A 24,222-nucleotide genomic window follows, 5' to 3' on the forward strand; every position below is an offset into this window, starting at 1 on the left:
CGCCGCATAGTGAGGAGGCGTAGGGCAGGGAGTTATTTTCCTCGCTCTTGATACCTGTCATTAGGGGTGAAAGGATGGCGCCGATGGGACCCGGGGGCGGGGACTCGCGGGGGCGGCGCAGAGGGCGGCGGGGGCGGGGACTCGCGGGGGCGGCCGGGCCGATTCCTGAGGCGCGCCACCTTCCCAACGGATGGCTAGAGTTAGAGACGTGACTTTACTGAGCTCGATGGATGCCGCCCGCTATGTTGTTGATGCGCTCGAACGCGCCGGAGTGCGCCACGTGGTGATGGCTCCCGGATCCCGCAGCGCCCCCCTCGTCTATGCCCTGGCCGAGGCTGAAGCTGATAACAGGATCACCGTGCACGTGCGCATCGACGAACGCGTGGCCGGATTCACCGCCCTCGGTCTCGCGTTGGGCGCCAAGGGGCCTGCGGCGATTGTGACCACTTCCGGCACGGCCGTGGGCAATCTACTCCCGGCCGTCATGGAGGCCAACCATGCTGGGGTGCCGCTGCTGGTGCTCTCCGCCGACCGCCCCGTGGAGCTCCGTGGCACCGGCGCAAATCAGACCACGGTCCAGCTGGATCTCTTCGGCGAGCACGTCCGCTTCGCCACCGATGTGGCCGCCGGCTCTGACCCCACCGGCGCTGTCGCTACCGCATTGACCGCCGCCATGGGCAGGCTCGACGGCATCCCGGCCGGCCCGGTCCAGGTCAATCTAGCCTTCCGCGATCCCTTGACCCCCGCCGTGGACGGTTCCGAGTGGGAACGGCTGATGCCGGTCATCGAGACCCCTGAGCTGGGCACAAATGCAGATGCAAACACAAACACGGACGACGCCGGCTCAGGCTCCGAAGCCAGCGGCACCCTTACGGCTCCCGAGCCAGGGGACGGTGTCTCGGAGACCACTGTTGAAGGTCTTCCGGCGGAGATGTTCCAGCCCTTCTCCACCCCCACTTCCAGCCACAGAACGGTGGTGGTTGCCGGCCATGGCGCCGGTCCCGAGGCCGAGTACTTCGCCCGGTTGCTGGGCCTTCCGCTGCTGGCCGAACCATCCTCCAACGCCCGTTTTGGGCCCAATGCCATTGGCGCGTACCGGCTGCTGCTGGATCAATTTGGACCCGAGAGGATGCACCCCATTGAGCGTGTCGTGGTTTTTGGCCGCCCAACACTGTCCCGCCAGATCAGTAATTTGCTGGCGCGCACGGATCTGGAGCGGGCGCTGTTCGTTCCTGTTCCTGTGCCGTGGTTTGAACCCGGGCGCAGGACCGAATTGATCCTGACACAGTGGGACCAGCTGCTCGGCTTTGCAGGCCGCGGACCCGAAGGTTGGCTGCAAGCCTGGCAACAGGCCAGCGAACACGCCGAAGCGGCCCTCGACTCAGCACTCACGGGAACCGGCAAAGATGCCATTGAGCGGCCAGGCCGCGGCAAGCTCGGCGCAGCCAGCACACTGAACGGGCTGCAAGTGGCCCGAGCGGTGTGGGAAGCGGCCCAGAAGGACGCAGGCAGCATCCTCATGCTCGGCTCCTCCAACCCGGTCCGTGACGCAGATCTAGCCGCGCAACCCACCCAGACCAACCACATTGCTGTGCACGCGAACCGTGGCTTGGCCGGGATTGACGGGACCATCTCAACAGCAACTGGACTAGCCCTGGCCACCGGTCAGACCACCCGAGTGCTGATGGGCGACGTGACCTTCCTCCACGATTCTGGCGCACTGAACATTGGCCCAGCGGAGGCACTGCCGAAGCTGCAAGTCATCGTGTTGAACGACGGCGGTGGTGGTATCTTCTCAGTCTTGGAGCATGGAAAGCTGGCCGAGGCGCCCAACTACGCTGCCGCCGTGGAACGTTTCTTTGGGACTCCGCATACGGCGAGTTTGGGCGCGCTGGCCGCGGCCTTTGGCTGGAGCCACGTTTCGGTAGGCACGGCGGCTCAACTCACCACGGCGCTGGCCGCCCCGGTGCTGTGGCCGTGCGTCATTGAGGTTACTGCCGCCAGCCGCGCTGACTTGCGGGAGCTGCACGCCAGCATTGCTGCGGCGGTCCTTTCCAGCTGAGCTGCCAAGATTCTTTGGTGTGTTCAGCTGGCACACAAAAACGGGCCTTGCCAGTGGTGGAAACCACTGCCAAGGCCCGCTTCGTTATTGCGGCCGCTACAGAACGCGGCTGAGGAATTCCTTGGTGCGGTGATGTTGCGGGTTGGCGATGATCTCGCGCGGGTTACCGCTTTCCACCACAACGCCTCCGTCCATGAACGTCAATGTGTCGCCAACCTCGCGGGCAAAGCCGATCTCGTGGGTTACCACGATCATGGTCATGCCGGACTTGGCTAGGTTCTTCATGACTTCCAGAACGTCGCCCACCAGCTCAGGGTCCAGAGCGGAGGTGGGCTCATCGAAGAGCATCAACTCCGGCTCCATGGCCAAGGCGCGGGCAATGGCAACACGCTGCTGCTGCCCGCCAGAAAGCTGGGACGGGTAGAAGTTGGCGCGGTCGGACAAGCCCACCATCTCTAACAATTCCAGTGCCTTCAGCTTCGCGGCCGCCTTGGACTGACGCTTCACCTGGGTAGGAGCTTCAATCACGTTCTGCAGGGCAGTCTTGTGCGGGAACAGGTTGAATCGCTGAAATACCATGCCGATTTCCCGGCGCTGGGCCGCGATCTGCTTGGTGTTCAGATCGTGCAGCTTCCCGTTGACTTCCCGGTAACCGATCAGGTCATTATGCACATAGATGCGGCCTGCGCTGAGGGTTTCCAGAAGGTTGATACAGCGCAGCAGCGTGGACTTTCCCGAACCTGACGGACCAATGATCACGGAAACTTCGCCCGGGTTGACGGTCATGTCGATGCCCTTGAGCACATGATGGTCGCCGAAGAACTTGTGCACGCCCTGGATCTCCACGAGTGGTTTCACTGCGGCTGAGTGAGAGTTACTCACTGAAGCGGTATGGGTCATGGCTTGCCGCCTTCCGTCGTGTCATCAGTTGCGGTGGGTGGGACAGCATGGGCAGCAGCCACTGCGGCGGTGGCCTGAACCGGCGCCTTCGTGACGTTATCTACACCCTTGCCGAAGTGTCGTTCAATGTAATATTGGCCGACCATCAGGATTGAGGTGATGACCAGGTACCAGAACGCTGCAACCATAAGAAGCGGTATGGGCAGGAACGTACGGCTGGCCAATGCGTTGGTCACGAACGTCAGATCCAAGGTGAAAGGAACAGCCAAGACCAGCGAGGTGGTCTTGAGCATGCCAATCGTCTCGTTGCCTGTGGGCGGGATGATGACGCGCATGGCCTGGGGCAAAATGATCCGCCACATGACCTTCGAGCGGCGCATGCCCAGCGCCTCCGCGGCCTCCATTTGGCCGTTGTCCACTGACTTCAAGCCTGCGCGGAAGATCTCTGCCAGATAGGCGGACTCGTTCAACCCCAAACCAACAATGGCGGCGACGGTGGCGTTGATGACAGTGGCCGTGTCCCAAGAAAGAAGTTCCGGCCCAAAAGGAACCCCTAGAACGATCTTCGGGTACAGCACACCCACAGATCCCCAGAACAGCAGCTGGGTGTACACGGGTGTGCCACGGAAGAACCAGACCCACACCCACGACACGTACCTGAACAAGGGGTTATCCGACTGGCGCATAAAGGCCAGCAAGATTGCCAAGACAATGGCGATGACCATCGAGGTAACGGTCAGGACCAGAGTCCAGCCCACGCCTTGAATGACAAGAACGTCAAAAACGTAGGTGCGGAAAGTACCCCAATAGAACTTGGGGTTGGTGGTCATCGACTGGATGGCAAGAATAACCACCAGCAAGATGACGGCGGCGCCGACCCACCGCCACGGGTGGCGGACGGGAACTGCATCAATGCGTTCCACGTCCGCCCCCGGGCCGTACGAAGCCCGGAATGAGGATCGCCGACTCAAGGTATTAGCCCGCCGTCGGGTTCAGTACGGCCTTGGTCAATCCGCCATCCTGATTGTTCCAGGTGGTCAGGATCTTGGTGTAGCTGCCGTCGTCGATGAGCTTGTTCATGACCTTTTCGATGAGCTCGGCAAATGCCATGTCGTCCTTGGCCACGGCGATGCCCTGCTCGGCGGAGTCGTAAGCTTCACCGAGTGTCTCCAACTGACCGTTGGTCTTAGCCAAGGCGTTGTTGATGATGGGGGTGTCAGCGCTCATGGCGTCGATGGTGCCGCCAACCAAGCGGGTGGTGACGTCGGTCTGGTTCTTCAACGAGACGATGTCAATGGCCGGCTTGCCTTCAGCGACGCACTTGGCCGAACGGTCTTTCACATCCGGATCCTCTTCAACGGTGCCTGTCTGGACACCGATCTTCTTGCCGCACAGGTCATCCATGCTGATGCCCTTGGGGTTGCCCTTCTGAACGGCCCACAAAACACCAGCGTTGAAGTAGCTGACAAAGTTCACAGCCTTGGAACGCTCAGGATTGATGGTAAAGGAGGAAATGCCCAGATCGTAGACGGTACCGATCTTGGGAATGATCGCGGAGAAGTCTGAGGTGTGGACAACAGCCTTCTTGCCCAGCGTGGCGGCGATGGCCTTGGCAATGTCCACGTCGTAGCCGATCGGTGTCTGACCGTCCTTGTCCAAGAATTCTGCCGGCTCATAGGAGGTGTCGGCACCTACGTCAAGGGTGGCTTTGTCCTTCAGAGCTGCCGGAAGCAACGCGATCAAAGCGTCGTCCTTGGCCACGGTGGTGGGATCGAAAGACGCTGCTTGCGAAGACCCTCCGCTGCTTTCCGTGCCGCCATCCTGGGAAGCTGTGGTGCAACCCGTAAGCGCCAAAGTTGCAACGGCAAGGACGGCTGCGCAGCGCAGGCCCAGCTTGGATGAGATTTGCATTGATTACCCTTTGTGTAGTCCCTAAGGAGCCAGCATTTGACATCTAGTGTAACCCTCCGTGATGTGCATCACGGTGAACAGGATTTCACTATTGAACAACTCTAGGGAGCGCTGCGCAAGGGCCACGGGCTAGCTTGTGTCTGGAATGCGGGACTGATGCGGGACTGAAGCGGGGCTGAATCGGGATGGAAGAGTGCGTTCGGGAGCTGTTCTAGGGACGGTTTGGCAGTTTCAAGGCCTGCAGCATGGGCCTGAATTTTGCCCAAGTTTCGGCCAGCTCGGCCTCCGGGTCCGAGGCTTCTACGATGCCTGCGCCAGCGTAGAGACGCACCGTGTGGGCATCTTCCAATACGGCTCCGCGCAGGGCAATGCCCCATTCGCCGTTGCCTGCGCCATCGAGCCAGCCGACCGGTCCGGCGTAGGGTCCGCGGTCCATTTTCTCCAGTTCCAGGATGAGCGTTGCCGCCTCTTCCCGGGGCGTTCCGCACACGGCAGCCGTGGGATGTAGGGCCTCAACGAGGGCCAAGGAGGTGGGGACGTGTCCATTTGAGCTGGCCAGCTGGGCGGTGACATCGGATGCCAAGTGCCACACATTGGGCAGTTCCAAAATGAACGGTTCCGCCGGAAACGACAGGTCAGTTGCGAAGGGAGCAAGCTGCCGAGTGAGGGAACGGACGGCAAAGTCGTGTTCATGGCGCTGCTTGATGGAGCCGCCCAGAACGGTATCGGCGAAGCCGGTGGAACCGGCTGGTTCGTCCTCACGGTCAAGGGTTCCGGCGAGCACTCGGGCCTGCGCTGTGGAGCCGTCCACTTTGATCAGGATTTCGGGCGTGGCACCCACCAATCCGCGGACGCCGTAGGTCCAGCACTCGTCGTATAGGCCCACCAATCGTTGCAGAATTGAAACTCTGCGGACCGGTGTCGGGAAGGTAGCCAGAACATCCCGGGCTAGCACTACCTTCTCTAGGCCACCGTGGGCAATGGCTGCAACGCCAGCCTGTACGGAGTTCTTCCATTGCTCTTCGGTGAGTGCACCGGAACGCACGGTGCCCGCGGAGGAGGAATCCGGCGTCGAACTTTCAAGGGAAGGAGAAAGGGAAGGAGAAAGGGAAGCAGAGACCAAATCTCGTAGGAGCCCTAGAGCAGATTCGGCGGTGGGGACGGTGCCGTCCAGAGAAAGTTGGGTCAACCAGGCCGTGCCGGCGGAGAAGCCCACTACCAGGGCCGGGACGATCAGCACGGATTCGAAGGCGCTGGTTTTGGAGAAGGCGAAAGAGCCAAAGGCCATGGCGCCGGTGCCTGGCATGCGGATGGAATCGTCCACATCAGCGGTGGCCAGCAGGGATTTCCACCACTGTTCGGCGTCGGAAAAGCGTGAGACGCCGGTGCCTGCGAAGGAGGCTATTTCGCCGAAACCCACGAGACCTTCGCCGCGGCGCAACCAACAGAGCGGGCCGTCGGGGGAATCTGCGGCGCCTGCGTCCAAAAGTGCGCCGGGGTTGGGGATGCCAAGCTCCGTCAGCGTGGCCGGTGCCAGGGCCAGGGTGAGGGCGCGCAGCGAGAAGGAGTCAGTCATGATGAGTCCAGATTACTCGCTAGGGCAGCAAAATCCGGTGTGCTGGCGGTGTGATGGCCCACAAGCTGCCTCGGCGCCTCCCCATAATGCGCGAAGCTGCACAAAGTTTGAGAGACTAAGGGAGTGAACCGTGCATCTTTGGAGAAGCGTCCGGAAGAAATGGCCGCCATGTTTGACGACGTGGCCCCAAAATACGACATCGTCAACGACATTTTGTCCATGGGGCAGACACGTCGCTGGCGGCGCATCGTGGTGGACGCCGTAGGAGCAGCTCCCGGCCAGCGGGTCTTGGACCTGGCCGCCGGAACCGGCACCTCGAGCGAACCCTTTGCTGACGCCGGAGTGAACGTGGTGGCCTGCGACTTCTCCGTGGGCATGCTCAAAGTTGGTAAGCGCCGCCGCCCGGACATCGACTTCATTGCCGGGGACGCCACCAATCTGCCCTTCGCGGACAACTCCTTTGACGCCTCCACCATCTCCTTTGGGCTGCGTAACGTCATGGATCCGAAGAAGGCGCTCCGGGAAATGCTGCGCGTAACCAAGCCCGGCGGAAAGCTGGTGGTGGCCGAATTCTCGCACCCCACCTTTGCCCCATTCCGCACCGTCTATACCGAATACTTGATGCGCGCGCTGCCACCGATCGCCAAAAAAGTGGCCTCCAACCCGGCCGCCTACGTCTATCTGGCAGAGTCCATTCGGGTCTGGCCCAATCAGGACAACTTGTCCGCCTGGCTCACCGAAGCCGGCTGGGACTCCGTGGCCTACAGGAATTTGAGCGGCGGCATTGTGGCTGTTCACCGCGCAGTGAAGCCGCTGGATGGTGGCGGTACCGCCACTGCCAGTGCCACCGCCGGCACCAGCGCCACCGCCGTTCGCTAACCGTTCGTAAGCTCATTCGTTAACCGTAAGGAACCCCACCCACCGTGAAGGTACTGATAGTAGGTGCCGGTCCCGCCGGATCCACCGCGGCCTGGCACCTGGCGTCCGCCGGGATCGAGGTCACCGTGCTGGAGAAGACCCGTTTCCCCCGTGAAAAGGTCTGCGGCGACGGCCTCACCCCGCGTGCCGTACGCGAAATGCAGCTCATGGGCCTGCCGCACGACCCCTCCGAAGGCTGGCGCCGCAACAAGGGCCTACGCCTGATTGCCGGCGGCCGCCAGATCGAGGTGCCGTGGCCCGAACTCACCGACTTCCCCAACTACGGCCTCATTCGCACCCGTCTGGGCTTTGACGAGTCGCTCGCCAACCATGCGCGTGCCGCCGGTGCCGTGATCCTTGAAGGTCACTCGGTGACTCAGGCTCTCACTAACGACGCCGGAACTGTGGTGGGTGCCAGGGCGGCACTTTTGGATGGGGCTGGCCGGAAGACGGGCGAAACCGCTGACTTCCACGCCGATGTGGTGCTGGCAGCTGACGGGAACTCCACCCGCACCGCCGTCTCGCTGGGACTTGAAAAGCGTGATGACCGGCCCATGGGTGTGGCCTACCGTACCTATTACACCTCCCCCCGCCACGACGATGACTGGATGGAAGGCTGGCTGGAGCTTTCCTCACCGGACGGCCGGACGCTGCCCGGGTACGGATGGGTGTTTGGTGTTGGCGACGGCACCTCCAATGTTGGTCTGGGCATCCTGAACACCTCCAAGGAGTTCGGCAAGCTCGATTACCGGGCCGTATTGCGTGACTGGACGGCCGCCATGCCCGGCGAATGGGGCTTCACGCCGGAAAACCAGGTAGGTGCCATCAGGGGAGCTGCGCTGCCAATGGCCTTCAACCGCACGCCGCATTATTCGGATGGTCTACTGCTGCTGGGAGATTCCGGCGGCATGGTGAGCCCGTTCAATGGTGAGGGTATTTCCTATGCCATGGAATCGGGCCGCTTTGCAGCCGAACACATTGTTCAGGCAGCTGGCACCAACTCACGCTTGGCCGCCGATCACGCACTCTCCAACTACGGAACGCTGGTCCGTGAGCAATGGGGCAGCCACTTCACGCTGGGCCGCGTCTTCGCATCCATGATCGGCAATCCCACCATTATGAAGCTGGCCCTGCGCTCAGGCATGAGCGTGCCGGTGCTGATGCGTTTTGTTGTCCGACTCATGACGAATCTGAGCGACACAGATAAACGCGGATTTGAGGATAGAGTGATTCATCTACTGGAGAAGCTCGTCCCTGCCACCAGCAACCAGGACATTACCCGCACATCCAAGCAACAATCCCTACCAATAGTTAGTGTTAAGCAGTGACTACTTCCGCGAACCACAGCTGGACCCACGCCGGGCAAGGACGCCCCGAGTCTGAGGATCCCAATCCCAGCACCATGGCCATTGCCACGGGGCTGCAACTGCCGTCCGGTTTCACTGCCGTGGCAGAGGACCCGGATCTGGGGCCCTCCATCTCGATGGGCATGGCCCGGGTGGAAAAGGTGTTGCGTGAAGCAATCGCCCATTCCGACCCTCTGGCAGATGCTACGAGCCGCCACTTAGTGGAAGCCGGCGGCAAACGCATCCGCCCACTGTTGGCGCTCCTTGCTGCCCACCTCGGGGACCCGGACCGTCAGGAAGTGGCGCAGGCCGCCGTCGTGGTTGAACTGACGCACCTGGCCACGCTCTACCACGATGACGTGATGGACTCCGCGCCGTTCCGCCGCGGCGCCCCCACAGCCCACGAGGTGTGGGGCAACACGGTTGCCATCCTGACCGGAGACCTCCTCTTCGCCCGTGCCTCGATCCTGGTCTCGGCTCTCGGTGGCCGTGCCCTGGAAATTCAGGCCCGCACCTTCGAGCGCCTGTGCCTGGGCCAGCTGCACGAGACCGTTGGTCCGCGTGATGACGAAGATCCCATTGAGCATTACCTCTCTGTCATTGCTGACAAGACAGGTTCGCTGGTTGCAGCTTCGGGGCAGCTTGGTGCCATCTTCGGCGGCGTTTCAGAAGAGGGCCAAGACGTGCTGCTGGAATACGGCGAAAAGGTGGGCGTCGCCTTCCAGCTTGCTGATGATGTCATAGACGTGACCGGGCTGAAGCAGGTTTCGGGAAAGTCACCCGGAACCGATCTGCGCGAAGGCATCGCTACCCTACCGGTGCTCCTGCTGCGTAACGCTGCTGCAGCCGGCGACGCGCAGGCTGCTGCCGTACTGGCGTTGGTGGATGGCGATCTGTCCAGCGATGAGGCACTTGCCGAAGCTGTAACCGCGCTGCGCGAGCACCCCGTCACGATGGAATCCTGGGCTGTGGCCCGCGAATGGTCCGATGCTGCCATCGCAGCTCTGGCACCGCTGCCCGAGGGAATCGTCAAGACGGCCCTGGCCAGCTTCGCCGAAGCCGTGGTCTCCCGCGACGTCTAGCCGCCACCTGCTCCCCAACCTCGTGCCTCGGATGGGCCCCTCCCGGGCGTGGGCCCAGAAAACCGTCCGCGGAGGTGCGCGCCAGTGAGAAATGCCGCCGTTTGACGTAAATGCCAGGGTTGACCTATGGCATTCGCGTCAAACGGCGGCATTTGTGCAGGGCAGCTGATGTGTGACTTCACCGAAGCCGTGGTCTCCCGCGACGTCTAGCTTTTAAGTCAACGGCCCGTCTTGTGCGGACGGCCCGTCTTGTGCAGCCAGGGTTGCCAACATCGACTTTGAAATGCTGATCATCAGTGAACTGCGTGCTTCGTTGCCGTAGCGGACCTCGAGTTCGCGTCCGTTGGCGTCCCACCTGTGGTGAAAGCCCTTTTGACCGGGCTGGGGAGCGCTCGATTCGCCGTAAGCCTGCGTGAATTGGCGCATGATTTCCGCAAAGCACCCGGTGGTTTCGGGGCTGGGCGGCACAGCCTCGAAGCGCAGTTGGAAATAGATCTGGGTGAACATGCCGTCCTCCAGAACCCAAGTGCAAAGCACGGGGCCTGCGAGGGGCGGATCGGTGAGAAAGTGTTGTTGGGAGCCGACGCTGTGCGGGTTTTGCACCGCCCGCAAAGCTGACGTTCTCAGGCCCAGCCGGCTGAACAGCTGTTCCCTCCCGGAATCCGAGGACGGCCATGGATCACGGACAATTTCCGCCACCATGGCCACCACCGCCGAAGGATCAATGGGGGCTTCCAGTTCCAGACCGGGCGGGTGAAGATCCGAAGGCATCAGCTCTGGCGGCCCATCCTGGGGATGGCAAACGGGCTTGCACCTTCGGCGCTGTCATTCCAATGCGTGGGTGCGTTTCGGCGTCGAGCTTCTGCTTCTGAGGCCGTGGCCAAGCCGGCGTCGTCAACACTGACCATGACCCCACTGTGCTGGAGATTGAAGAAGCGGATCACAATGCGGCGGCCGTTGACGTTCCAAACACATGCCTGAACCACGGGATCATGCCAAGGGTTGGACCCTTCTCCGTACAGTTTGGTGAGGCGGCTGTGAATGTCAACGAAACCTTCCCGTGTGGAGGGGTTGTCCGTCTGCATAGACGAATACAGCTGCATGCTGATCCCCAGGAACTTGGCGCCGTAGGACGTCCATGACGAGGAAATCTCCCCACCGGCCAAGGGCGTGCGCAGGGAATAATGTGACACGGCGGGCGCACTCCCGGCATCATCCCAGGGTGCGCCGGTGACCAGACCATGCGCCTCGAACCAGGCCTTGCGGTCCGAATCCGAGCGGGGCCACATCCCTGTTACCAACGTTTCAACCAGGCCAACGACTGCAGCCGGGTCCGGATTCAATCCATTCAAAGGCTCCTGTGCGTTCATAACGCCACGCTACCGCTCCCGGATGAATATTCCCATAGCTGCGGCTGTGCATTTGCCTAACGATCAGTCCTCGTCGCTGAGCACCTCATTGAAGACCCAGTCGAGCATGTCAAACACGAACTCGCTGAAGGTGCCTTCTTCGTTGATCCAAACACCTGTGGCGTTGTTGCGACGCCACACGATGGGATCGGGAACTTCTGCTTGGTCTACCAAAATGCCCCAAGTGTAGGCCTCCTCCTCGTCCTCAAGGAACAGGAGGTAGCCGTCTTCAATTTCCAGCTCTTCGGGATCCCAGAAGTAGTAGTACGCCTCCATGAGCTCCTCGCAGTTGCCCACAGCGTGCAGGAACTCCCGCAATGCCAAAGGCACCGTGATCTGCAATTCTGCAAAGACTGCGTCCAGATCCGCCCAGGTGATGCCGTCGGCCTCTTGCCACGGCTCCTCTAGGTATAACGGAACTAGGCCGCGGAACTTCTCTACGAACATGTCAGACATTCAGATCTCCAGAAACTAGCAACAGGCAGCAAATCGCTTTAGCTCAATCCTATCTGCGCCGGGGCAGCCGAGGTGCCCAGCTACGGGCAGCTAGTGGTGCGCGCCAACCGTAGCGCAGACTCAACATGCGCATAGCGAAAACGGTGATGGGGGCAACGGTCCCGGTAGCTAAATGCAGCCAGCCTAAGTGCCACAGCCCGGTGGCCAGTGCGGCACCAATAAGCGCCGGTATCGCGCAGAGGTCTTGGGGATCGAAGACTTTGGGTACCTCATTGGCGGTGATGTCGCGCAGGATGCCGCCGCCCACGGCCGTAGCCACGCCCAGAAGAATTGCAGCTACGGGATTCATGCCAGCTTCGAGGGCCTTCAGCGAACCGGTGATGCAAAACAGTGCCAACCCACCGGCGTCGAACATGAAAAGTAAACGCCCGCTGCGCTGGACATTCTTCACAGTGAAGTAGACCAATGCGGCCGCAGCCAAGGGTGGGACCAACTAGATGGGGTTGGAGAAGGCGGCGGGCGGGCCGTCGTCCAGGATGATGTCGCGCAGCACGCCCCCGCCCAGGCCCACCATGGAGCCCAGTAGCACCGAACCGACTAGATCGAATCCCTTCCGGGCGGCGAGTAGGCTGCCAGAGACCGCGAAGAAGAAGACGCCCAAAAGGTCAAGGGCGAGCGGAAGATCAATGGTCATGGCAACAATCTTCACGCGAGTTCGAAGGGGTTGGGAGGGATCACCAAGTTAGCGTCAGCGTAGCGCGTCTGCCTGAAAAGGGAGTGGATTTCTTGACGCCACCGAGCCGATTTGTGACTACGCTGGGTGAATGAGCCCCGCCCAGCCGTTGATTCATGTTCAAGACTTCCACATGCACTTCGGTGCGAAAAAGGTCATCGAGGGGCTCTCTTTCGATGTGGCGCGCGGGGAGACGTTCGGGTTTTTGGGCAGTAACGGCAGCGGAAAAACGACGACCATCCGTGCTTTGCTGGGCATCTACCGGCCCACCTCGGGAACCTTGGAGATCAACGGCAAGGTATTCAGTGACGACTTTGGCGCCCGGCTCGGCTACCTGCCCGAGGAGCGCGGCTTGTACAAAAAGGAGTCGGTGCTGGATGTGATGAGCTATTTTGGGCGGCTCAAGGGCTTGTCCAAACAGGACGCACAAGCTTTTTCCCGGGACTATTTGGACAAGGTTGACCTCGCCGACAAAGCAGATGTGCGGGTGGACAAGCTTTCCGGTGGCGAGCAGCAGAAGGTGCAGTTGGGGGTGACCATCATGAATGATCCGGAGCTGCTGATCCTGGATGAACCCACCAAAGGCTTTGACCCGGTGAACAGACGCCTGCTCATGGACATCATCGAGGAACGCAAAGAAGCGGGAGCCACGGTCATGATGATCACCCACCAGATGGAAGAAGTGGAACGGCTCTGCGACCGAATCATCCTCCTCAAGAACGGCAAAGCGGAGGCATACGGCACCATTGATCAGGTCCAGAACCAGTTTGGTGGCCGGACCATCAGGCTCAAATACTCCGGAGTCCTGCCTCGCTCGCCGCACTACGACATTACGCTCCAAGAAACTAACTACGCCGAGCTGTCACTGGATGATTCCGTGGATGAGTCTGCCGTGCTGAAGGACTTGGTGCTTGCCGGGGTGGTGGTGCGCGGCTTCGTGGCGGCCAAACGCAGCCTGGAAGACATCTTCATTCAGGTCTACGGCGAAGCGCCGGGTGAAGCTGGCTCCGCCGCTGTCTCGCCGCCGGGCGAAGATCCCGGCCCCGGTCCAGGCACTGGATGGTTCGGCGCCCGCGGACTGCGCCGGAAGGGAAGTGGCACACATGGCACGCCATAACTTGGGCACGGTGGTGCAGTTTGAGTTCACCAGGACGGTGAAGAAACGGCGGTTCTGGATAGCCACCTTGGCCATCCCCGTGCTTCTGGGGATTGTCTTCGCGCTGGTCTTCGCTAGCAATTCCAGCACGCAACAGCGCTCCGATGAGCAAAAGAACCAAACGTTGACCTTTAGCTATTCGGATGCCTCCGGGCTCATTGAACCCAAGCTAGCCACGGCGATGGGTGGGACGCTAGAGAAGGACCCGGGAACCGCCGTCGAACGTGTCAGGGAAGGAACGCTCAACGCATACTTCAACTTCCCGGCCAGCATCGGGAAGGACCCGGTGAGGGTCTACGGGACGGATCAGGGCATTTTCAAGAACGGCAGCTACGACGCCGTGGCCAAACAGCTAGTGGTGCTTTCCGCGCAGCAAAAGGTGGGCTCGGCGGAGCTGACGGCGGCCGTGCAGGGGAATTTCAGCACCGAGTCCCAGACGTTCAAGGACGGACAAATCTCCGGCGGGCTGGAAACCGTGGTGCCGCCGCTGCTGTTCCTAGTGCTGTTTTACGTGGTGATTATCCTGCTCGCGAACCAAATGCTCGCATCCACGCTGGAGGAAAAGGAAAACCGGGTCACGGAGATGATCCTGACCACCTTGAACCCCACGACGCTGGTGGTGGGCAAGGTCATTTCGCTGTTCCTCGTGGGTGCGGTACAGGCGCTGGTGTTTGCTACGCCCATGGTGCTGGGCTACATATTCTTCCGGGATCAGCTCGCCATGCCGGACTTTGATCTCTCCAATCTGCAATTCCAGTTCCTGCCCATGCTCATCGGCGGGCTCTTGTTTGTGGGCGGATTCATCTTGTTCACGGGCGTGCTGGTGGGCATCGGCGCGGTCATGCCCACGGCCAAAGACGCCAGCACGGTGTTCGCCCCGGTCATGATCATGATGTTCATTCCGTTCTATATTGTGACGATGGTGGTCAGCGACCCGGGCTCGATCATCGTGCAAATATTTACCTTCTTCCCCTTCACCGCGCCCATCACGGCCATGCTGCGCAACGCATTCGGCTCGCTCAGCGGCGTTTCTGCGGTCATTGTGATTGTTGAACTGTTCGTGTTTGGGTTCGTGGCCTTGCGCGTTGCGGTGCACTTGTTCCGTTACGGATCCATCGAATACAGCCGCAAGCTCTCCCTGCGCACAGCCTTCGCCCGGAAGCCCTGAGCCGCGTGGTCGGCCTGCAGAGACGGGTGCTCTGGGTGGCCATCCTCGCCTCCTTCGTGGCATTTTTGGACGGCGCCATTGTCAACGTCGCCCTGCCCGCCATGACCCGCGAGCTGGGCGGCGGCATCACCACGCAGCAGTGGGTGGTGGACGCATATTTGTTGGCCCTGGGATCGCTAATTCTGATCGCCGGTTCCCTCTCCGACACCTTCGGCCGCATCCGAATCCTCCGCGCCGGCCTGCTGATCTTCGGTCTCGCCTCGCTGGCCTGCGCTTTCGCCCCGAGCGCCCTTTTGCTCATTGTGGCCCGCGGAATCCAAGGCGCCGGGGCCGCGCTGTTGGTGCCCAGCTCGCTCGCGCTCATCACCTCCACCTTCCGGGGACCCGCGCAAGGCAAGGCCATCGGTTCGTGGACCGCGTGGACCGGCACCGCATTTCTGGCCGGACCGCTGGTGGGTGGACTCCTCGTCGATTACGCCGACTGGCGCCTCATCTTCGCCATCAACGTCTTCCCCATCGCCGCCACCCTGATCCTGCTCAAAGGACTGAGCCTCGCGGTTCCAATCCCCAACCTGAAGTACGACGCCGGAACCACCTGCGTGCCCCCGCTGCCTGTTGCTCCTCCCGGCACAGCCGTTTCTGCCGTCACAGTGGCGCGGCCCGCGTCCCGGATCGATGTCATCGGGGCTGTGCTGGCCGCCGTCGGACTGGCCGGGACGGTGTTTGCCCTGATTGAGCAGGACCGGCTGGGGTGGGGGAGTGCGCTGGTGTACGGGCCGTTTGTGGTGGGGATTGCTGCGTTGGCGGGGTTCTTGTGGTGGGAACACAGAACCCCGGCGCCCATGATGCCGCTGGCTCTGTTCCGGATCCGCAACTTCGGTGTGGGTAACATTGCCACCACCTTTATCTATGCGGGGTTGTCGCTGGGGCAGCTGCTGGTGGTGCTGTTCCTCCAGGAGATTGCCGGGTTTACGGCTGCTCAGGCGGGGCTGGCGTCGCTTCCCGTGGCCGTGATCTCGCTGTTTCTGGCCGGGCCGTTTGGCACGCTCGCCGGCAAGTACGGGCCCCGGCTGTTCATGGCGCTGGGGCCTTTAGTGGCTGGCGTGGGCTACGCGATGATGGCGTCGGCTGCGGAACCTTTCAATTTTTGGTTGCAGATTCTGCCCGGACAACTGGTGTTTGCCGTGGGGCTGTCCATCACCGTGGCGCCCTTGACGGCGGCCATTCTCGGGGCGGTACCAACGGTGCAAAGCGGGATTGGATCGGCCATTAATAATGCGGTTTCACGGGTGGCCGGGCTCATTGCCGTGGCGCTCGCGGGCGTGATGCTCGGCGGTGTGCTGGACTACGATTCGTTCCGGCGGGTCATGGTCATCACGGCGCTGCTGTTCCTGGTGGGGAGCGCGGTTTCGGCACTGGGGATCAGTAACGCCGAGGCGCGGAGGCAAAGGAGCGACGCGGAGGACGGCGCCGGTAATGATGATGGGGACAAGAGCGGGCCTGTAGAGCTCGCTGACTCCTGACGCACCATCGGTGCGCGGACAGCTACGCCGCTGACGTACATTGGCTGTGAAGAATTCTTGGGAAAGGACCCAACCATGGAGCATGAAACCGTGATGATCGCCTGCGCCCACGGCACCAACAACGCCGAAGGTCAGCGACGCATCAACCAGCTCAGGGCGGATATTGTTGCATTACGTCCGGGATTGAGCGTGATTGAAGCCTATGTTGACGTTCAGGAACCGGCGTTACCAGATGTGGTGGCCGGGTTGGCCCATGATGTGCGCGCAGTGGTGGTTCCGTTGCTATTGACCGTGGGGTTCCACGTACAAGTGGACATTGCTGATGCCGTTGCCAGCCGGCCTAACACCCTAGCTGCCGCGCCGCTGGGCCCCGATCCGCGCTTGGCGAAGCTGCTCGATGAACGGCTCGGCGAGCTGCCTGCTAACTGGGGCATTGTGTTGGCGGCGGCAGGTTCCTCGCGGCCCGAAGCGGCCGAACCCATCGAGGTTTTGGCCGCGGACCTGGCCGTGCGCCGTCCGGAACGGATCATGGCAGCCTATGGCGCAAGTGCGCGGCCCTCGGTCCCGGAAGCCGTGGCACAATTGCGGGCCGACGGCGCTGCCGGGGTGGCTGTGGCCTCCTATTTGCTGGCCCCGGGCTATTTCCACGACCAACTTTCGCTAGCTGGAGCTGAGCAAGTGGCTCCGCCTCTGTTGCCTTCCGGGCTGCTGGCGGAACTGGCGCTGGAGCATTTTGACGCGGCACTGCCCAGGGTCGCCCAATAATTCGGCATAAAGGTGCACCGTGAACTAGGACCCGTGAATTAGGGCCCAGGTGATATTCGGCGCCCAATCGAGTTGCCAGCTGTGCTCGAGGTTGAAACGCGAGGTTGAAACTGCAGCTGATGCGATGCGCGAGGTTGAAACTGCAGCTGATGCGATGCGCGAGGTTGAAACTGCAGCTGATGCGATGATTCCGCTGGTTTCATCGCATCAGCCGCAGTTTCGAATCCAGGAGAAATCAGAAATCGCATTACCTGCTGTTTCAAAGCCTAGATTTCATTCTCGGGATGGCGCCCCTGCCCGAGTACACCATGCACACATCGGAAGCTACTGGCATGTGTGACGAAATATTGCCCAAGGTGAACCTGCGTTTCACGATTGATTGGCCACCGCGCGGGGCCAATCTACGCTCGTTCTCATGACACAGACAGCTCTAGCCGGAGCGACCGCCGAGGCTCCCACCGCAGCAATCTCCGAAGCCACCACAACAGCGTCCGCGGCAACCTCGCCAGCCGCCACCGGGCCCGCAGCCGAGAAGCCGGTGCGCCCCGTGCGGGCTCGCCCCGCAAGCAAGCCGCACGGGCAGTGGAAGATCGATGGCAAGGCGCCGCTGAACGCCAACGAGGTCTGGAAGCAGGAGGATGACGGGCTGTCCGTGCGCCATCGCATCGAGACTATCTACTCCAAGCAGGGCTTTGACTCGATCGCCGACGACGATCTGCACGGCCGCTTCCGCTGGTGGGGGCTGTACACGCAGCGCAAGCAGGGGATCGACGGCGGCAAGACTGCGCAGCTGGAACCGCACGAGCTTGAAGACAGCTACCTCATGATGCGGGTACGGACCGACGGCGGACAGCTCACCACCGAGCAGCTGCGGGTAGTGGGTCAGATTTCCATTGATTTTGCGCGGAACACTGCGGATCTGACCAACCGCCAGAACATCCAGTTCCACTGGATCGAGGTTGAGAACATTCCGGAGATCTGGCGCCGGCTCGAAGCCGTGGGCCTGCAAACCACCGAGGCCTGTGGCGACGTACCTCGCGGCATGCTTGGTTCCCCTGTTGCGGGCATCGCCAAGGCGGAGATCATTGATCCCACCGATTTCCTACAGGAACTGCGCGACCGCTACATTGGCAATCCGGAGTTTTCCAATCTGCCGCGCAAGTACAAGACCTCCATCACCGGCTACCCGGATCACGACACCATCCACGAAATCAACGACATTTCCTTCGTTGGCGTGGAGCATCCAGAGCTAGGCCCCGGCTACGACCTGTGGGTGGGTGGTGGGCTCTCCACCGCGCCCCGTCTGGCCCAGCGTGTCGGCGTGTTCGTGCCTCCGGAGCAAGGTCCCGCAGTGTGGGAGGGCGTGACCAGCATCTTCCGCGACTACGGCTACCGGCGCATGCGCAACAAGGCCCGCCTGAAGTTCCTGGTGGAGGATTGGGGCGCGGAGAAGTTCCGCCAGGTCCTCGAGGATGAATACTTGGGCCACAAGCTGCCCGACGGCATTGCCCCGCCCAAGGCGAAAGTCAACGGTGACCATGTTGGCGTGCACGAGCAAAAGGACGGCAACTTCTTCATCGGCGCAGCCCCCTGCGTGGGCCGGTTCTCCGGCACGGGGATACTGGCTCTGGCGGACCTTTTAGAGGCCCACGGCTCGCACCGTCTGCGCACCACCCCGCTGCAGAAGATCATCGCGCTGGACATTCCCAAGGACCACGTTGAGGCAGTGATTACTGGGCTGGATGAGATTGGGCTGTCCGCCCGGCCGTCCGTCTTCCGTCGTAACACCATGGCGTGCACAGGCGTGGAATTTTGCAAGTTGGCCATCGTGAACACGAAGGACACGGCCATCAACATCATTTCCGAGCTCGAGGAACGCCTGGCTGATCTGGTCGACGCCGGGGAACTCGATGAGCCACTCACGCTGTACCTCAACGGCTGCCCCAACTCCTGCGCCCGCATCCAGACGGCGGACATTGGCCTGAAGGGCATTGTTGTCCCCACGGACGACGGCGGCACCCAGGGAGGCTTCCAGGTTCACCTGGGTGGCGGCTTGTCTTCGCATAACCGTGAGGAGGCTGGTCTGGGCCGCACCGTTCGCGGTTTGAAGGTGGCCATCCCCGACCTGCCCGACTACGTGGAGCGCGTCATTCGCAGCTACGTGAGCAACAAGCTGGCGGAGGAAACCTTTGCCGAGTTCGCGCACCGAGTTGATGAGGAGCTGCTGACATGACAACTGCAACCGCCCTCCGCTCCAACGAGGAACTCAAGGCCATCGCCGCAGCCGGTGCAGCGGAACTGGACTGGAACGCGTCCGCGCAGGAGGTCATCGCCTGGGTGGCGAAAAACTTCGCAATCGGTGCGGCCGCCGTCGCCTGTTCCATGGCCGATGCCGTGCTGCCGGCACTGGTTGCCGATCAGCTCCCCGGCGTCGACGTCCTCTTTCTAGACACCGGTTACCACTTCCCCGAAACGTACGCCACGCGCAATGAGGTTGCTGAAAACCTGCGGGTGAACGTGGTTGACGTGCTGCCGCGGAACACCGTCGCGGAGCAGGATTCGCTGGTGGGCAAAAACCTGTATGCGAGCGATCCGGCCCAGTGTTGCGCGCTGCGGAAGGTGGAACCGCTGAGTCGTTCGCTCTCCGGATACGAACTCTGGTTCACCGGAGTGCGCCGCGACGAGGCCCCCACCCGGAGCAACACCCCGCTGGTGGTGTGGGATGAGAAGAACGGCTTGGTCAAGGTCAACCCCGTCGCCACCTGGACGTACGAGGAATTGATCAGCTACTCCGATGAGAATCTCCTTCCCGTGAATCCACTCCTTAGCCAGGGCTACCCGTCCATCGGATGCGCACCCTGCACCAACAAAGTGGCCCCCGGCGCCGATCCCAGGAGCGGACGCTGGGCCGGAACCTCCAAGACAGAATGCGGACTACACGTATGAGCACCCAAACCATTGATCCCCAAGCGCTCCCCGACCTCGCAAGCTCGGCCGGGGTCCCCTCGCGCTCGGAGGCCCCTTCTGGTGGTCCTGAGCTGAACTCCCTTGACCTGCTGGAATCCGAGGCCATCCACATCATCCGTGAGGTGGTGGCCGAGTTCGAGCGCCCCGCGCTGCTGTTCTCCGGCGGCAAGGACTCGGTGGTCATGCTGCATCTGGCTACCAAGGCGTTCTGGCCCGGCAAGGTTCCGTTCCCCGTGTTGCACGTGGATACGGGCCACAACTTCCCCGAGGTCATTGACTTCCGTGACCGTACCGTGGAGCGTTTGGGCCTGCGCCTGGAAGTGGGCTCCGTCCAGGAGTTCATAGATTCCGGCGAGTTGGCAGAGCGTGCCGATGGCACCCGCAACCCGCTGCAGACCGTCCCGCTGCTGGATGCCATTGCCAAGAACAAGTTCGACGCCGTCTTTGGCGGCGGCCGCCGTGACGAGGACAAGGCCCGCGCCAAGGAGCGCATTTTGAGCCTGCGTGACGAGTTCGGTCAGTGGGATCCGCGCAACCAGCGCCCCGAACTGTGGAATCTGTACAACGGCCGCTACACAGTGGGCCAGCACGTGCGTGCGTTCCCCATCAGCAACTGGACCGAGCTGGACATTTGGCGTTACATCGCCCGCGAAAACATTGAGCTGCCGGGCCTGTACTACGCCCACGACCGTGAGGTCTACGAGCGAGACGGCATGTGGCGTGCGGTGGGCCCGGTTTCTGAACCGCGCTCCGATGAGGAAGTCGTCATCAAGCAGGTCCGTTACCGCACCGTGGGGGACATGTCCTGCACCGGCGCCGTTGCTTCCGATGCCACCACCGTCCATGACGTGGTGCGCGAAGTTGCCGCTTCAACCCTGACCGAACGTGGCGCCACCCGGGCTGATGATCGCATCTCCGAGGCAGCCATGGAAGACCGCAAGAAAGATGGCTACTTCTAATGAGCGCAACAAACACCTCGGTGGTCGATCCCCAGGCCCTCCCCAACCTCGCAAGCTCGGCCGGGGACCCCTCGGGCCAGGGGGCCCAAGTCGCGACCCCCGCAGAGACCCCGCTGGAGCAGTCCACCCTTTTCCGTTTCGCCACGGCCGGCTCCGTCGATGACGGCAAGTCCACCCTGGTGGGACGCCTGCTCCACGATTCCAAGGCCATCTTGGCTGACACGCTCGACGCCGTCACCCGCACCTCCGCGGACCGTGGCTTCGGCGGTGAAAACGGCAGTACCCAGAAGATTGACTTGGCGCTGCTGACCGATGGCCTGCGGGCCGAGCGCGAGCAGGGCATCACGATAGATGTGGCCTACCGCTACTTCGCCACCGACCGGCGCAGCTTCATCCTCGCGGACTGCCCCGGGCACATCCAGTACACCAAGAACACGGTGACGGGCGCGTCCACCGCGGATGCCGTCGTCGTGCTTATTGATGCGCGCAAGGGTGTGCTGGAGCAGACCCGTCGGCACCTGTCGGTGTTGCGCCTGCTGCGCGTGCCCAACGTGGTGGTTGCGGTGAACAAGATCGATCTGGTGGACTTCAGCGAGGATATTTTCCGCACCATCGAGACGGATGTTCAGGGGGTCGCGGTGAGCATCGGCCTCGATGATGTGGTGGTCATTCCGGTCTCCGCACTGGAGGGTGACAACGTGGTGGAGCGTTCGGCCCACACCCCGTGGTACACCGGATCGAGCCTGCTGGATCTGCTGGAAACGCTGCCCACCACCGACGAGCTGGAGCGCGGGCTGGAGCCGTTCCGCCTCCCCGTTCAGCTGGTCATCCGGCCGCAGGGTGCGCTGGCTCCGGAGCTTTCCAACGCGGACGACGCCGGAGCCTCCTTCCGTGACTACCGCGCCTACGCCGGTCAGCTCGCCTCGGGCGGCGTCTCGGTCGGGGAGTCAATTACGGTGCTTCCCTCGGGCCGGACCGCGACAGTGGTGGGCATCGACTTTGCCGGCCGCTCGCTGGATCGCGCCGTGGCGCCGCAGTCGGTGTCGCTGCGTCTGAGCGAAGAGATCGACATTGCCCGGGGTGACGTTATCGCGGCAACGGGCACCTTTGGCGAGGTTAGCCAGGACCTGTACGCCGAGTTGTGCTGGCTGTCCACGAAGCCCTTGCGTGAGGGCTCTAAAGTGCTGATCAAGCACGGCAGCAAGACCGTTCAGGGTTTGATCCGCGCCGTCACGGGAAAGCTAGAGCTGGAGTCGTTTGACTACCAGGCCGCCTCCGGGCTGGAACTCAATGACATTGGTACCGCGCAGATTCGTTTGGCGTCGCCGCTGCCCATCGAGACGTACGCACTGCACCGCCGCACAGGCGCGTTCCTGGTGATCGATCCCCAAGACGGCAACACGCTGGCTGCCGGCCTTGTCCGGGACCATCCCGGAGACCACGAGGATGAGCGCTACAACATCTAGAGCGCTTGTCGCAAAAATGATCCCGATCCCGCTCTCTGACCCCAAATGGCTTCAGAACGCGAGATCGGGATCATTTTTGCATGTGAGCAGTGCGTAAATTTCTCGAGAAGTCTGGAATTTCGCTGAGGCGTGGCATAGGGTGAGCCTCAGATCTTGTTCCGGCCGAAATCTCACGGCGTGGGAGCAGCTTCTACGTTTGTTCGCAGGGTTTTTGCACGGTCTCTCATGGTCTCAATAAGCAGTGCTGGCGTAATCCGAGGGGGTGGACGCGGTGGATGGCAACTCAGAATCATGGACGTTGAGCGCTATTGCTTCGCGCGCCCTGCGGATTGCTGTTGGGGCTGCCCTATTTGCCGCAGTTCTGCTCATTTTGGGTTCTAGTGGTGCCTTTGCATCCTCAGGATCCAGCCCCACATCTGTTACAGCAGCCAAGCCCGCACCGGATAAGGGTAACGGGCTTATTTCAGGGATCTTGAGTCCCGTTGTTGGCGTTGTAGACAAAGCAGTCTCTCAGGTCCCCGTTGTCAAAGACATCGTCGACAACGGTACCGTTGGCAAGGTTGTTGCCCCCGTTTCAACCGTGACCGACAAGGTTGAAAGTGCGGTGAAAACCGTCCCTGTGGTTGGCGCAGTGGTGGCCCCGGTCCGCCAAATTACCAACGCGGTGGTACCTCCAGTTGTCAACGCTGCCGAGTCCGTCACAACCCCCGTCTTAGGCGCCGTTGATCAAGCCGCGGCACCCGTAATTCAGGCTGTTGCACCCGTTCTAAACCCGGTCACCGGAACTGTCCGGCCAGTTGTTGGCGGTGTAACGGACGGCGTTGTCGAAGTCGTTGACACTGTTGTGACGCCCGCACTTCCCAGCACTCCAGTTGTTCCAGTTGCCCCGAGCGTTCCCCAAACACCCAGTATCCCAGGTGCCCCAGGGACGTCCGATACTACCGATGGCCATGACACATCAGGAGTTCCTGGCGACGGCCACACCGTCGGTGGTTCTCATAGCCAGGCGGCTACTTCGGTCAGCGAGGTTGAGGCTGTGAAGGCCGCAGATGCGAAGTCTGACAGCCAATATGCCGCCCTTGATGCGCAGATCGGTGTAGGAAACTTTGGGGCGCTCGCCCCGTATTTGGCTGACCGGCAGGTTGCCGGAGCTTCTAATACTGGTGAGTCTGCTGCCTTTGCAGTCCCCTCTGGAGCGCAGCCGGCTGCCAGTTGTGGCTCCGATTCCCATAATGCGGCTGTGGGGCCGTGTGCCGCTGCAGTGGTTGCAGGCGCCGTTCCGGGGCCCGCCTCGGGAAGCAGCGCAGGGGGATCGGGTGGTGCCGCTGGGCCGGTGGCCGCTGATGAGCACATGTACGCACAGTTTGCCCTCGCAGGAGGCGCCGCTGCCTTGCCCAGCACCGACTGGCCCCTGCCTGCCTCCATGCCCGAAAACCCCGGATCAACACCTGGCTAGATGACCTTTTGCCTTTCCCCTTTTGCAGGGTGAGGCCAAGGTCTTTCCTTGATTTGCGATCGCAAACAAGGCCAAAAAATCTTTGTCAGGAGTTGGACAACATGCATGCAATAATTCGTCGATCGCTGTGCGCAGCGGTCTTTGCTGGAGGGCTTCTTGCCCTCGGCGCAGGAGCAGCAAGTGCTGCTGAGCCGTCAAATTCGGATGCCCTCAACACACCTTCCGTGGTGCAGGGTCAGCTTTTCCACACATCCAGTCACAGCGCCAATAACCAGTCCGAGGGCCTCCTTGGAGGTTTGCTTGGCGGTGTGGTTGGTGACGTGCTGGATAACGTTCAGGTGGCTGTTCCGGTCACTGTTCCGGTGAACG

At 61.8% G+C, this 24,222-nt stretch carries 21 protein-coding genes and 1 pseudogene; 14 read left to right on the plus strand and 8 right to left on the minus strand.

The genetic code is table 11. The features are described 5' to 3' along the window. Positions 1-226: 226 nt before the first annotated feature. Entirely contained in the window at positions 227-2,062 is a 1,836-nt protein-coding gene (menD, locus tag AB0P14_RS13170) for a 2-succinyl-5-enolpyruvyl-6-hydroxy-3-cyclohexene-1-carboxylic-acid synthase (RefSeq protein ID WP_363843503.1), read from the plus strand. A gap of 96 nt (positions 2,063-2,158) precedes the next feature. Here the strand turns inward: menD and AB0P14_RS13175 are convergent, their stop codons facing one another. From AB0P14_RS13175 to AB0P14_RS13190, 4 genes are all read right to left on the minus strand, one after another. After that, entirely contained in the window at positions 2,159-2,962 is an 804-nt protein-coding gene (locus AB0P14_RS13175; RefSeq protein WP_363842934.1) for an amino acid ABC transporter ATP-binding protein, read from the minus strand. Next, positions 2,959-3,885 (minus strand): amino acid ABC transporter permease, encoded by a 927-nt coding sequence (locus AB0P14_RS13180; RefSeq protein WP_363842937.1) that lies wholly within the window; start codon positions 3,883-3,885, stop codon positions 2,959-2,961. The genes AB0P14_RS13175 and AB0P14_RS13180 overlap by 4 nt, the downstream gene beginning before the upstream one ends. A gap of 52 nt (positions 3,886-3,937) precedes the next feature. Then, on the minus strand, positions 3,938-4,873 hold the full coding sequence (locus tag AB0P14_RS13185; RefSeq protein ID WP_363842940.1) for an ABC transporter substrate-binding protein: 936 nt from the start codon (positions 4,871-4,873) through the stop codon (positions 3,938-3,940). A gap of 211 nt (positions 4,874-5,084) precedes the next feature. Continuing rightward, the gene (locus AB0P14_RS13190) at positions 5,085-6,449 is read right to left on the minus strand and encodes an isochorismate synthase (protein WP_363842943.1); all 1,365 of its coding nucleotides are present in this window, start codon (positions 6,447-6,449) and stop codon (positions 5,085-5,087) included. 123 nt (positions 6,450-6,572) lie between these two features. On the opposite strand from AB0P14_RS13190, the gene AB0P14_RS13195 reads away from it, so the two are divergent. The 3 genes from AB0P14_RS13195 to AB0P14_RS13205 are packed head-to-tail and all read left to right on the plus strand — an operon-like array spanning position 6,573 to position 9,795. Next, complete coding sequence (locus AB0P14_RS13195) at positions 6,573-7,328, plus strand: demethylmenaquinone methyltransferase (protein ID WP_363842946.1); 756 nt, start codon at positions 6,573-6,575, stop codon at positions 7,326-7,328. Positions 7,329-7,372: 44 nt separating this feature from the next. Continuing rightward, positions 7,373-8,695, plus strand: coding sequence for a geranylgeranyl reductase family protein (locus tag AB0P14_RS13200; RefSeq protein ID WP_363842949.1), 1,323 nt, complete (start codon positions 7,373-7,375; stop codon positions 8,693-8,695). Then, the gene (locus AB0P14_RS13205) at positions 8,692-9,795 is read left to right on the plus strand and encodes a polyprenyl synthetase family protein (RefSeq protein ID WP_363842951.1); all 1,104 of its coding nucleotides are present in this window, start codon (positions 8,692-8,694) and stop codon (positions 9,793-9,795) included. Before AB0P14_RS13200 ends, AB0P14_RS13205 begins: the two co-directional genes overlap by 4 nt. 213 nt (positions 9,796-10,008) lie before the next feature. Here the strand turns inward: AB0P14_RS13205 and AB0P14_RS13210 are convergent, their stop codons facing one another. From AB0P14_RS13210 to AB0P14_RS13225, 4 genes and pseudogenes are all read right to left on the minus strand, one after another. Next, positions 10,009-10,566, minus strand: coding sequence for a hypothetical protein (locus AB0P14_RS13210; RefSeq protein ID WP_363842954.1), 558 nt, complete (start codon positions 10,564-10,566; stop codon positions 10,009-10,011). After that, on the minus strand, positions 10,566-11,165 hold the full coding sequence (locus AB0P14_RS13215) for a hypothetical protein (RefSeq protein WP_363842957.1): 600 nt from the start codon (positions 11,163-11,165) through the stop codon (positions 10,566-10,568). The genes AB0P14_RS13210 and AB0P14_RS13215 overlap by 1 nt, the downstream gene beginning before the upstream one ends. A gap of 63 nt (positions 11,166-11,228) precedes the next feature. After that, positions 11,229-11,660: a hypothetical protein gene (locus tag AB0P14_RS13220; protein ID WP_363842960.1), complete on the minus strand. Its 432-nt coding sequence runs from the start codon at positions 11,658-11,660 to the stop codon at positions 11,229-11,231. Between the two features lie 49 nt (positions 11,661-11,709). Beyond that, positions 11,710-12,354, minus strand: a pseudogene (locus AB0P14_RS13225) (trimeric intracellular cation channel family protein). 130 nt (positions 12,355-12,484) lie between these two features. Between AB0P14_RS13225 and AB0P14_RS13230 the strand changes: the two are divergent. The 10 genes from AB0P14_RS13230 to AB0P14_RS13275 form a co-directional block, all read left to right on the plus strand. Continuing rightward, the gene (locus AB0P14_RS13230; RefSeq protein WP_363842963.1) at positions 12,485-13,510 is read left to right on the plus strand and encodes an ATP-binding cassette domain-containing protein; all 1,026 of its coding nucleotides are present in this window, start codon (positions 12,485-12,487) and stop codon (positions 13,508-13,510) included. Then, positions 13,497-14,717: an ABC transporter permease gene (locus AB0P14_RS13235; protein WP_363842966.1), complete on the plus strand. Its 1,221-nt coding sequence runs from the start codon at positions 13,497-13,499 to the stop codon at positions 14,715-14,717. The genes AB0P14_RS13230 and AB0P14_RS13235 overlap by 14 nt, the downstream gene beginning before the upstream one ends. Before the next feature lie 35 nt (positions 14,718-14,752). After that, positions 14,753-16,240, plus strand: coding sequence for an MFS transporter (locus AB0P14_RS13240; RefSeq protein ID WP_363842969.1), 1,488 nt, complete (start codon positions 14,753-14,755; stop codon positions 16,238-16,240). A 75-nt stretch (positions 16,241-16,315) separates the two neighbouring features. Then, positions 16,316-17,005, plus strand: coding sequence for a CbiX/SirB N-terminal domain-containing protein (locus tag AB0P14_RS13245; RefSeq protein WP_363842972.1), 690 nt, complete (start codon positions 16,316-16,318; stop codon positions 17,003-17,005). Between the two features lie 415 nt (positions 17,006-17,420). Beyond that, positions 17,421-19,238, plus strand: coding sequence for a nitrite/sulfite reductase (locus AB0P14_RS13250; protein WP_363842974.1), 1,818 nt, complete (start codon positions 17,421-17,423; stop codon positions 19,236-19,238). Then, complete coding sequence (locus AB0P14_RS13255) at positions 19,235-19,951, plus strand: phosphoadenylyl-sulfate reductase (RefSeq protein ID WP_363842977.1); 717 nt, start codon at positions 19,235-19,237, stop codon at positions 19,949-19,951. Before AB0P14_RS13250 ends, AB0P14_RS13255 begins: the two co-directional genes overlap by 4 nt. After that, positions 19,948-20,931 (plus strand): sulfate adenylyltransferase subunit CysD, encoded by a 984-nt coding sequence (gene cysD / locus AB0P14_RS13260; protein WP_363842980.1) that lies wholly within the window; start codon positions 19,948-19,950, stop codon positions 20,929-20,931. The genes AB0P14_RS13255 and cysD overlap by 4 nt, the downstream gene beginning before the upstream one ends. Further along, on the plus strand, positions 20,931-22,397 hold the full coding sequence (locus AB0P14_RS13265; RefSeq protein WP_363842983.1) for a GTP-binding protein: 1,467 nt from the start codon (positions 20,931-20,933) through the stop codon (positions 22,395-22,397). The genes cysD and AB0P14_RS13265 overlap by 1 nt, the downstream gene beginning before the upstream one ends. A gap of 298 nt (positions 22,398-22,695) precedes the next feature. Beyond that, positions 22,696-23,853 (plus strand): hypothetical protein, encoded by a 1,158-nt coding sequence (locus tag AB0P14_RS13270; protein WP_363842986.1) that lies wholly within the window; start codon positions 22,696-22,698, stop codon positions 23,851-23,853. A gap of 101 nt (positions 23,854-23,954) precedes the next feature. Continuing rightward, positions 23,955-24,222: hypothetical protein (locus AB0P14_RS13275; protein WP_363842989.1), on the plus strand; the 268-nt coding region annotated here is incomplete at its 3' end.

It is taken from the genome of Specibacter sp. NPDC078709, assembly GCF_040686795.1.
Taxonomy (GTDB): Bacteria; Actinomycetota; Actinomycetes; order Actinomycetales; family Micrococcaceae; genus Specibacter.